The organism is Streptomyces sp. NPDC055078 (assembly GCF_053607985.1).
The window spans coordinates 1-11,405 of the sequence record NZ_JBSGUP010000236.1 but is presented as its reverse complement, the minus strand read 5'-3'; the positions used below and the strand labels follow the sequence as shown (position 1 = coordinate 11,405).

6 protein-coding genes and 1 pseudogene are annotated in these 11,405 nt (G+C 71.3%); 5 read left to right on the top strand and 2 right to left on the bottom strand.

Annotated elements, in window-relative coordinates:
* From ACWF94_RS20430 to ACWF94_RS20410, 5 genes and pseudogenes are all read left to right on the top strand, one after another.
* Positions 1–1,727: pseudogene (locus tag ACWF94_RS20430) on the top strand (hypothetical protein); the annotation flags it as partial.
* A 155-nt stretch (positions 1,728–1,882) separates the two neighbouring features.
* Positions 1,883–3,979, top strand: coding sequence for a protein kinase domain-containing protein (locus ACWF94_RS20425; protein WP_453490019.1), 2,097 nt, complete (start codon positions 1,883–1,885; stop codon positions 3,977–3,979).
* Positions 3,980–4,131: 152 nt separating this feature from the next.
* Positions 4,132–5,865, top strand: a complete 1,734-nt coding sequence (locus ACWF94_RS20420; protein ID WP_453490016.1) for a serine/threonine-protein kinase — start codon at positions 4,132–4,134, stop codon at positions 5,863–5,865.
* Positions 5,866–6,083: 218 nt separating this feature from the next.
* Positions 6,084–7,697, top strand: coding sequence for a succinic semialdehyde dehydrogenase (locus ACWF94_RS20415; RefSeq protein ID WP_453490013.1), 1,614 nt, complete (start codon positions 6,084–6,086; stop codon positions 7,695–7,697).
* Positions 7,698–7,732: 35 nt separating this feature from the next.
* Positions 7,733–9,568: a GMC oxidoreductase gene (locus ACWF94_RS20410; protein WP_453490010.1), complete on the top strand. Its 1,836-nt coding sequence runs from the start codon at positions 7,733–7,735 to the stop codon at positions 9,566–9,568.
* Between the two features lie 160 nt (positions 9,569–9,728).
* On the opposite strand, the gene ACWF94_RS20405 is transcribed toward ACWF94_RS20410, so the two are convergent.
* Entirely contained in the window at positions 9,729–10,772 is a 1,044-nt protein-coding gene (locus ACWF94_RS20405) for a hypothetical protein (RefSeq protein WP_453490007.1), read from the bottom strand.
* A gap of 186 nt (positions 10,773–10,958) precedes the next feature.
* Positions 10,959–11,405, bottom strand: a 447-nt coding sequence (locus tag ACWF94_RS20400) for a hypothetical protein (protein WP_453490004.1), incomplete at its 5' end; no start/stop codon positions are given.

Sequence of the window (11,405 nt, the reverse complement as noted above, 5' to 3'; positions counted from 1 at the left end):
GCCCCAACCCGCACCGCAACAGCGACCCCTACGGCGTACGGCAACTGCCGCCCGCCCCGACGGCCCGTACAGGCGGCGACGCGTATCCCGCAGCCCGTACAGGCGGCGACGCGTACCCCGGCTCCCGTACGGGCGGCGACGCCTACTCCACCTCCCGTACGGGCGGCGACGCCTACCCCACCCCTCGCACCGCCGGGGACGCCTACCCCACCCCCCGTACCGCCGGGGACCCGTACCGCGACCGGTCCGCGAGCCGCGGTGGTACCGCCGGGCTTCCGCGCCCCGGTGCGCTGCCCGCGACCCGCTCCGGGGCGGCCCCCGTGCCGGCCGCCGGGAGCTGGGACCGGGGTGGCGCGGGCGGTGAAGCGCTGCGGGCGGACTCCCACCGGCAGCCGGTCCCGGCCGCCGCGCAGACCGCCCCCGCGGGCGGCTGGGACCGGGGCGCCGGGGCCGAGACCCCCGTCCACCGGGGTCCCGCGACACCGCTCGCCGCCGAGCGGGCCCGCCAGGCGCGGATAGCCGTGGTCGGTGCCGTCACCGAGCGCTGGGCCCCCGAGCAGGCCGGACCCGTCCATGAGAACTGGCAGCTGGCCGCGCCCGTCGGCCCCGCCACCGACCTCTGGGCCCTCGGCGCCCTGCTCTACCGCTCCGTCCAGGGCCATGCCCCCTACCCCGAGGAGAGCGCCGCCGAGCTGGTCCAGCTCGTCTGCGCCGAGCCGCCCGCGTTCGCCGAGGAGTGCGGCCCGCTGCGCCCGGTCGTCGAGTCACTGCTGCGCCAGGACCCCACGGAGCGGCCGGACTTCGAGGAGCTGCGCGGCTGGCTGCGTTCGCTGGTGCGCTCCGCCCCCGAGCCCGAGGCGGGTATGGACGTCGTCCCGCTGCCGTCGAGCGCGGTGGACGGCAGCAGGCTTCCCGTCGTACGCCGCCGGGGCGAGCTGGTCCGCAAGCGGCGCGGTGGTTCGACCGAGGTGGTCCATGGGCGCCACCGCCACAAGAAGTCCCGGCGCGAGCGGCGCGGACCGCGCTCCCTCGGCCGGACGCTGCTGCTGGTGGTCCTGCTGCTCCTGGCCGCGGCCGTCGCGTACGCCATGCTGTTCATGCCGAAGTCCGGCTCCGGCGACGGCACCGAACCCCGGGGCAAGGCCGCGCCGCCCCCCACGACCGCCGGACAGAGCCCCGATCCGGCCCGCCCGGACCCGAAGCCATCGGCGTCGTCGTCGGCGAACGCCGGTTCCCGGCAGCCGCAGACCTCGGCGACGGCGGGTGACCTCCCCGCCGGCTACGTCGTGCGCCAGGACCCCGAGGGCTTCCAGGTCGCCGTCGACAAGTCCTGGCAGCGCCGCCCCATCAACGACATCGGCCAGATCCGCTACAGCGACGGCGACTTCACCCTAATCGTGGTCCCCGGCCGGGACACCGTCCAGGCGAACGGTGACGATCCACTGCTCTACCAGCGCGACAACGAGCGCGAACTCCAGCCGTTCCGGGACTCCTCCTGGGCCGAGGCGAGCGGACTGCGGCGGATAGAGATCGGCCGGCGGGTGATGGCCGAGGGCCAGTACAGCTGGCAGGACAGCAACGGCCGGCAGGTGTTCGTCCGCAACCTCGCGATGATCCTCAACGGCCGCTACCACATCGTCCAGGTGATCGGCCCCGACGAGCAGCGCGACAAGGTGACCCAGGCCCATCGCGCCGCCGCCAACGCCTATCGGCTGTCGGCCGGCTGACCCCACGTCACTCACGCGGCGTCTCCGACAGACCGTCAAGAACCCTTGCTCAACAGGTCTGATGCGTCACAGTGAGGTCACCGAGGGCGCCCCGCGGTTCCCTGCCCGCGATTCCTTTACGTAACCTGTGTTGCCAAGGAACTTGGGCGGGGGACGTGGAGAATTCACAGAACGCCGGCGAGGGTGTGCTGCTCGCCGGGCGGTACCGGTTGGGTGCGGCCATAGGCCAGGGCGGTATGGGCCGGGTGTGGCGGGCACATGACGAGTTGCTGCACCGGGTGGTCGCGATCAAGGAGCTGACCGCCGGTATGTACGCATCAGCCGCTGACCGGGACATACTGCACGTCCGTACGCAGAACGAGGCGCGGGCCGCCGCCCGTATCAGCCATCCCGGGGTCGTCACCGTGCACGATGTGCTCAACCACGACGCCCGCCCCTGGATCGTCATGCAGTACGTCGACGGGCCCTCGCTCGCCGATGTGACCAGGGACTCCGGACATGTCCCGGTGCCGGAGGCGACCCGGATCGGGCTCCAGGTCGTACGCGCTCTCGGCGCCGCGCATACGGCCGGAGTGCTCCACCGCGATGTCAAACCCGCGAACGTCCTGATCGGCGGCGACGGCCGGGCGCTGATCACCGACTTCGGGATCGCCGCGATCGAAGGCGACTCGGCGCTCACCCGAACCGGCGAAATCGTCGGGTCCATCGACTACTTGGCTCCCGAGCGGGTACGCGGCCACGATCCCGGCCCCGCGTCCGACCTCTGGTCGCTGGGCGCGACGCTGTACGCGGCGGTCGAGGGGGTGTCGCCGTTCCGGCGGTCCTCACCCCTGACGACCATGCAGGCGGTCATCACCGACGAGCCGCCCCACCCCGGGCGCGCGGGGCCCCTCACCCCCGTGATCATGGCGCTGCTGAGCAAGGAGCCCACCGCCCGACCGTCGGTGGCCGAGGCGGAGCGCATGCTCCAGTCGGTGCTGGACGGCGGGGACACGGCCGTCGTGCCCCAGGCCGCTGCCCTCGCGGCACCGCCCGCGCCCGGGCCTGCCCCCGGGGCCCCGCCCGCGCCCGCGTCCGGGCCTGCCCCCGGACCGCCGTCAGGCTCGGTCGCCCCGCCCGGTGCCGTCCCCGCCCCGCCGGACGCCACGCCGCCGGGCTCCGTCCCGGCCGCGCCCGGTTCTGTTCCGTACGGTTCCGTTCCGCCCGGTTCTGTTCCGTACGGTTCTGTTCCGTACGGTTCCGTTCCGCCCGGTTCTGTTCCGTACGGTTCCGTTCCGCCCGGTTCCGTTCCGTACGGGACCGGCACATCCGGTTCCGCCCCTGCCGCGCCCGACTCCGTCCCGCCCGGCTCCGTCCCGCCGGCGGCGGGCGGTGGGCGGTCCGACGGGCCGTACGAGTCCACCAGGGTGGTGACGCAGGAGCAGCCGGTCCCGCCGATGCCCCAACCGCTGACGGCCCCGGCACCCGTAATGCCCGCCCCGGCACCCGTAACCCTCGCCCCCGCGCCGGCGGGGCCGCCGCGGCGGAAGGGCGGACGGCTGCGTACCGCGGCGATCGTCGTCACGCTGTCGGCGGCCGTCGGGATCGGGTCCGCCTTCGTCGCCGTCCGGCTCGCGGACGACGGCAAGGAGAAGGGCGACGACGCCGGCAGGCGTCCGGCCGCTCAGCAGAGCGCGCCCGCCACCTCGGCCCCGTCCACGACCCGGTCCTCTCCGCCGTCCACGACGCCGTCGCCCAGCGCGCCCAGCGCGCACACCTCGCCCACCGCTTCGTCCGGCTCGGACAGCGTGCCGGACGGCGTGCCGGACGGCTGGCGCCGGGCGCAGGACCCGGCCGGTTTCAGCCTGCTCGTACCGGAGGGCTGGACCCGTAAGGAGACCGGCGGGCAGATCGACTACACACCGGACAACGGCCGCCATCTCCTGCGGATCGGCATCGACCGCTCACCCGACTTCGAGTCCCCGTACGCGCACGTGCTCGATCTGGAGAAGAACCTGTCGAAGCGGCTCCCCGCGTATCAGCAGCTCACACTCCAGCCCAATGTCTTCCGGGACCGCACGAAGGCCGCGCTGTGGGAGTTCAGCTGGACCGAGCGGGAGACCTTCCCCGGTCAGCGGCGTGCCATCGACCAGGTGTACTACGGCGACGACGGCACGGAGTACGCGCTCTACATGTCAGGACCCGCGGAGGACTGGGCGGAGACCCGCGAGCAGTTCGACACCATGCTGCGCAGCTGGCAGCCACCCCGGTGAGGCCGCCGGGGCCGGTGCCGGCCGCCGGTACCCCCGGGAGGCACGCCGTACGGGTGCCCGGAACGTGATGTGATCATTGCAACTGTCACGGGTCTGCATCCGCTCACCTGCGCGAGTAGCGGCCATGGCCGGAAATTGGCCAGGATGTGGGCATGACGAACCAGCGGGGACCAGCGCACGAACCGACCAGTTACGACCTCAGGCCGCCGCATGCCGCGCAGATGCCGACGCAGGGGGGCGAAGTCCCGCCGTTCCCGCCGCCGTCCGCCCCTGGTTCCCTGCACTCATCGCCGCCGTCCGCCCCTGGTTCCATGGTCTCCCCGCCGCCGTCCGCCCCCGGTTTCACGGTCTCCGGTGCCACGGGCCCCGCGCCCGAGGTCGGCCGGCGGATCGGCGGACGCTACCGCCTGGTCAGCAGGCTGGGGCACGGTGGCATGGGCACCGTCTGGCGTGCGCACGACGAGGTGGTGGACCGGGAGGTCGCGGTCAAGGAGCCGCGCGTACCCGACCATCTGAACGACACCGAGCGCGGCAAGGTCTATCAGCGGATGCAGCGCGAGGCGCGCTCCGCCGCCCGGATCGAGCACCCCGCCGTCGTCACCATGCACGATGTGGTGATCGAGGACGACAAGCCGTGGATCGTGATGGAACTGGTCCATGGACAGTCGCTCGCCGCCCGTCTCCAGGACGGCACTCTCGATGTCCGCGAGGCCGCCAGAATCGGCCTCGCCGTCCTCGGCGCGCTCGCCGCCGCCCACGAGGCCGGAGTGCTCCACCGGGATGTCAAACCGGACAATGTGCTGCTCGGACGCGGGGACCGGGTCGTCCTCACCGACTTCGGCATCGCGCAGATCGAGGGCGAGCAGGGCCTCACCGAGACGGGCGCGTTCGTCGGCTCACCCGAGTTCATCGCGCCGGAGCGGGTGCTCGGACAGCACCCCGGACCCGAGTCGGACCTCTGGTCGCTCGGCGTGGTGCTGTACGCGGCGGTCGAGGGCATGTCCCCGTACCGGCGCTCCAACGTCCCCGCGACCCTCCAGGCCGTTCTCTCCGCCGAGCCCCAGATGCCCGCGCGCGGCATGGGCTCCTTCGGCACGCTCATCATGCGGCTGCTGCGCAAGGACCCGGCGATGCGTCCCGGCGCGGCGGAGATCCGCCAGACCCTAGAAACCGTGGCCCGCCCGCCCCAGCCAGCCTTCGGCCCGACGGCCGTTCACCCCGGCGGCGGCCCGGCCCCGGCCGCCGGCGGCAGCCGCTGGGTGCCGCCCGTGCTCCACCGGAACAGGCCCGCGCAGTACGGAATCGGCGGCGGTCTGGTGGCGGTGGGGGTCGCTCTCGTCCTCATCTTCGCCAACCCGTTCGGCGGCGACGCGATGCCCGACGGCTGGGAGGTCCGCTCGGACCGCGAGGTCGTCGCCGCGAACATCGCCGTACCGTCCGAGTACGAGCGCGTCCAGGACGACGACCGCACCGGGATCACCAGCGTGACCTACTGGGACCCCAGTGGTGTCTTCACGGTCTCTCTGGAGCGGGTCGAAACCGGTGAGGCGAACGACGAGATTCCGCCCACCAGGAGCGCCTGGAGCGAGCACTACAAGAAGGGCGGCGAGAACGGCACCGAGATCGAGGAGGCCAAGGTGACGATCACCGACGCCGAACAGCAGGGCAAGACGGCATTCGACACGACGGTCGACCATGTGCCCTACAACGCCACCGGCGACGACCCCATCCGCCACCGCTGGCAGGAGCGGCTCGTCAGCGACGGGGGATCCAGCCCGGTCTACTGGCGTTTGCGCGTCTCCGGGCCCTCGGAGGGCTGGGCCGCGCAGAAGGGGACCGAGCTGTTCGACCAGGTGGTCAAGCACCTCGAGATCCAGGATCTCTGACCGCGCCGCCGGGTGCGCCCGCACAGGTCCCGAGCGCCGAGCCTCACGCGACAACCCCTCGATCGCCTCTTGATCACCCCTAGATCAGCCCTCGATCAACCTGATCAATGCTGATCAGCCCGTATCTGCCAGCGATCGCTGGCGCGATAGCACCGCTGCGCCAAAAGCTGTTACCGGCGGGTACCCAAACCTCCGCCCCGCGACATACCCTCGCCTTCATGACGACGGAGTCGAAGGCCACCGATCTCGGTACCAACCCCACCGCCGCCGCACCCCCCGGCGCCCGTACCGCCGCCGACGTGGTGACACCGGAGGTGGTCGCCCAGCTCGTCCGGGGCGTCGTCGGGTCCGGCCGTACCGCCAATCACACTCCGTTCACCGACGGGAAACTGGCCGATCTGCCCGCCGCCACACCCGATGACGTCGCCGAGGCGTTCGCCCGGGCCCGCGCGGCACAGCCGGTCTGGGCCGCGACCCCCGTCCGGGCCCGCGCGGCCGTCCTGCTGCGGTTCCACGACATCCTGCTGGAGCGGCAGGCCGAGATCCTCGACCTCATCCAGCTGGAGACCGGCAAGGCCCGCCTGCACGCCCATGAGGAGGTGCAGGCCGTAGCCATGGCCGCCCGCCACTACGGCCGCGCCGCCGCCGCGTATCTGCGCCCGAAGCGGCACACGGGTGTGATCCCCGTCCTCACCCAAGCCACCGAGCTGCGTCAGCCGCGCGGAGTCGTCGGCCAGATCTCGCCCTGGAACTACCCGCTGGAACTGTCCGTGGGCGACGCGCTCCCCGCGTTCGTGTCCGGCAACGCCGTGGTGATGAAACCGGACACCGAGACCGCGCTCACCGCCCTGTGGGCCCGCGATGTGCTCATCGAGGCGGGCCTGCCCGACGGGGTGTTCCAGATCGTCCTGGGCGAGGGACCGGTCATCGGCCCCGAGATCGTCCGCCGTGCCGACTACGTCTCCTTCACCGGCTCCACCCGCACCGGCCGCGAGGTCGCCCAGGGCGCGGCGGCCCGGCTGATCGGTGTCTCGCTCGAACTCGGCGGCAAGAACCCCATGCTCGTCCTCGGCGACGCCGATATCGACAAGGCCGCGGCCGGCGCGGTCCGCGCCTGCTTCTCGTCGGCCGGACAGCTCTGTGTCTCCATCGAGCGGCTGTACGTCCACGAGTCGGTCGCCGACCGGTTCATCGCGCGGTTCGCCGAGCGTACGAAGGCGATGCGCCTCGGCGGTTCACTCGCGTACGGAGCCGATATGGGCTCCCTCGCGGGCCGGCGGCAACTGGACACCGTCGTCCGCCATGTCGAGGAGGCCGTCGCGAAGGGCGCCACCGTCGTCGCGGGCGGGGTCGCGCGCCCCGACATCGGCCCGCTGTTCTACGAGCCGACCATCCTCGACGGCGTCGAGGAGCCGATGGCCGTCTGTACGGAGGAGACGTTCGGGCCCGTCGTCTCCCTCTACCGGTTCACGGACGAGGACGCGGCGGTCGAGCAGGCCAACGCCACCGCGTACGGCCTGAACGCGAGCATCTGGAGCCGCGACGCCCGGCGCGCTCACGCCCTCGCCGCCCGGCTGCGCTCGGGCACGGTGAACATCAATGAGGCGTACGCGTCGGCGTACGGGAGCGTCCGGTCGCCGATGGGCGGGATGAAGGACTCCGGTCTGGGGCGGCGGCACGGCGCGGAGGGCATCCTCAGATACACCGAGTCGCAGACGGTCGCCCACCAGCGGCTGGTGCCGCTGGCGCCGTCGTTCGGGATGGACGACGAGAAGTACGCGGCGCTCATGAGCCGTTCCCTGCGCGCGATGAAGGCCCTGCGCCTGCGCTGACCCGTACACCGCGTCGAGGAGAGCCAAGGAGAGCCATGACCGAGGTACCCCCTGCCCGAAACCCTTCCGACAACGCTTCTGACTATGCCTCTGACGCCTACGACTACGCCTACGACTATGACGTGCTCGTCATCGGGTCCGGCTTCGGCGGCTCGGTGGCGGCGCTGCGGCTCACCGAGAAGGGCTATCGCGTCGGCGTCCTGGAGGCGGGGCGCCGCTTCACCCGCGAGACACTGCCCAGGAACTCCTGGGATCTGCGGAACTTTCTCTGGGCTCCGGCACTCGGTCTCTTCGGCATCCAGCGCATCCATCTGCTCGGCAAGGTGATGGTGCTGGCGGGCGCGGGGGTGGGCGGCGGTTCGCTGAACTACGCCAACACCCTCTACGTACCGCCGAAGGCGTTCTTCCGCGACCCACAGTGGGGGGACATCACCGACTGGCAGGAGGAGCTGAAGCCGTACTACGACCAGGCGCGGCGGATGCTCGGGGTCCGGATCAACCCGACCATGACCCCGTCCGACGTCCACCTTAAGGCGGCGGCCCAGGCGATGGGCGTGGGGGACACCTTCCACCGCGCACCGGTCGGCGTGTTCTTCGGCGACGGCGCCGACGCCGACGGCACCGTACGGGCCGCTCCGGGTACGGAGGTCCCCGACCCCTACTTCGGCGGTGCGGGCCCCGCCCGCCGGGCGTGCACCGAGTGCGGCGAGTGCATGACCGGCTGCCGCCATGGCGCGAAGAACACCCTCAACGAGAACTATCTCCATCTCGCCGAACGCGCGGGCGCGACGGTCCACCCGATGACCACCGCCGTCACGCTCACCGAGGACGCGCGCGGCGGCTTCGCGGTCGGGACCCTGCCCAGCGACGACCGGCGCCGGGGGAGGGGGCGTACGTTCACGGCGGCCCGGGTCGTCGTCGCGGCCGGTACGTACGGCACGCAGACCCTGCTCCACCGGATGAAGGACACCGGTCTGCTGCCGGGCATCTCCGGGCGGCTGGGCGAGCTGACCCGTACGAACTCCGAGGCCCTGGTGGGCGCGCAGACCGACAGCCGCCGTTACCGCAGGCGGCACGGCGGTGACGGCGTCGACTTCACACGGGGGGTCGCGATCACCTCGTCCATCCACCCCGACGAGAACACCCATATGGAACCGGTGCGGTACGGCAAGGGCTCCAACGCCATGGGGGGACTGACGATCCTCCAGGTCCCCTACCGCACCCGGGCCCGGGTCGCCGGCTGGCTGGGGCAGCTGGCCAGGCATCCGGTGCGGGCGGTGCGTTCGCTCTCCAACCGGCGCTGGTCGGAGCGGACCATCATCGGCCTGGTCATGCAGTCCCTGGACAACTCCCTGACCACGTACCGCAGGCCGCGCGGTCCCGGCAGGGGCCTCCTCACCGCGCGGCAGGGCCACGGCGTGCCCAACCCGAACCAGATACCGGCGGCCACCCGCGCGGCCACGCTCCTCGCCGAGGAGATCAACGGCTTCGCGGGCTCCAACATCGGCGAACTGATGGGCACCCCGCTCACCGCCCACTTTCTCGGCGGCTGCCCCATCGGCGCTTCCCCGGCCACCGGTGTCCTCGACCCGTACCACCGTCTTTTCGGCCACCCGGGCATCTCCGTGGTCGACGGCGCCTCGGTCTCCGCCAACCTGGGTGTGAACCCCTCCCTGACCATCACCGCCCAGGCGGAACGCGCCATGTCCCTCTGGCCGAACCACAGCGACCCCGACCCCCGCCCACCCCAGAGCGCGGCCTACCTGCGCCTCGCCCCGGTCCAGCCGCGCTCTCCCGTGGTCCCTCCCGGCGCCTTCGGCGAGCTGCGCCTCCCGCTCCTGGGCATCCCGCGGGTGCCGCCACGGACCTGACCTGCCTGCCCCCGGCTACCGGCCCCTTGGGTACCGGTCCCGCACGCAGAGGGACCTCGCACGCAGAGAGACCTCGTACGCAGAGGGACCTCGTACGCAGAGAGGCCGCTGCACCCCCCTCCGAGCGCAGCGACCTCCCTGTGTCTGTGACGCGTTACCGCTAGGCGGTGGCGTCTCCACGGCGGCGCTTCATGGCGAAGACGACACCGGCACCGGCGACGACGGCGATTCCACCGACGATCCCGATGGTGGGCAGGACGGAACTGGAGCCGGTCTCGGCGAGGTTGCCCTGCGGGTTGATCTGGGTGTTGCCGGAAGGCTTGGGCGGCAGCGGCTTCTTGCCGCCCTGCGGCTTCGCCTCGTTGACATCACCGGGCTTCGAACCGGCGGCGAGGATATCGAACTCGTAGAGGTTCTCCCCGCCGGCGATGACACAGTTGCCCTCGGCATCGGCGTAGACGCCGACGGTGATGGCGATACCGCTGCCGGCCGGCGCGGCCTTGGCCACACTCAGCCGCAGGTCGATGGAGAAGGATTCCTTCGCCCTGATGTCCGTGTAACCGAGGTAACCGGCCGTCTCGTCGTCGGACGAGATATCGGTCCAGGCACCGGTCTCCGGGTCCTTGAACTGAAGGGTCAGGAATTCATCCGTCAGCTCGAAATCGTCGTCCCACGCGGCGGTGAAGACACCGAGGTCGACCCGCTCGTACTTCTTCTCGCTCTTATTGGCGACGTTCAGCTTGAAGTTCTTGAACCCGCTGCCAGCGACGATCTTCGACGGAAGACCCGAGAGGCCGACCTGAAGGTTCTTGTCGACCGGCGGCTCGGTGTCGTCACAGAGCGGCGGCTCCGCCGGCCTGGTGGGTGCGGTGGAGCTTGACGAGGGTGCGGGCGAACTGGCCGACTCGCTGGCCGAAGCGGAGGCGGACGGCGAAGTGGACGCGCTCTCCGAGGCGGACGCGGACGCGCTCGCGGACTGGCTGGTCCGGTTCGCCGGGCTCGACTCGTTGTCGGACGGCGTGGTCGCCGACTCCGACGGGTCCGCCGACTTCGACTCCGACTCCGACGCGGACGGAGTGGGGCTCGTCGCGTACGCGGCCGGCGCGGCCAGCAGCGTCGCGGGAGCGATGACGGCGGTCGCTGCGGCGAGGGCCACAGCGCGGCGGATCTTCATGAAGACCTCTGCGAAGTCTGGGTGCCGCATCGCTGCGGCACGGAGTCTGGGAGGGCCTTCCGAGATGGGGGTGCACGGGTGAGGCCGTTGGTACGCAAGGATTGACCCGTGGGTGGCCGAAAGGGTTGCATGCGAACTGACAGAAACTTTATGTGATCTGGATCACGTGTGATCGGGTGGTCATGTGATGCCTGCTTGTTGCCCGCATCCCTGTGGTCAAGTGGGCGGGTCCGCCCGAGCCCTGACGAAATGGTTCAGATCGCCCAGGGCGTCCTCTGCCAAGCCGCCCAGAACGGGGTCGTCGAGCAGTCCCTCAAGGCGATGTACTGCATCAGTACTGACGGACTTGTGAATTCTCCCAAGATGACCCACGCAGGTCACGGCCAGAGCCTTGATCTGACCATCGGCTTCATCAGAGGCCAGACGGTCGAGCAGAATGGCCTCAACCCGCTTTCGGTCCGGATCGTCGTATGTCAGCGCCAGTAGTGCTCTGGTGGCGAGCCCGATGTCAGTGCCGTTGAGGTCGGACATCATGGCTGCTCGCCAGGTTTCCAGGTCCAGTTGCTCGGGATTCATTTCGGAGCCCTGACCGTTCCCGCTCTTACTGCCTTGCGCAGCATGGACTGCGCCTTTGCCATTCCAGGGTCCTTGCTCAGGTCTGAC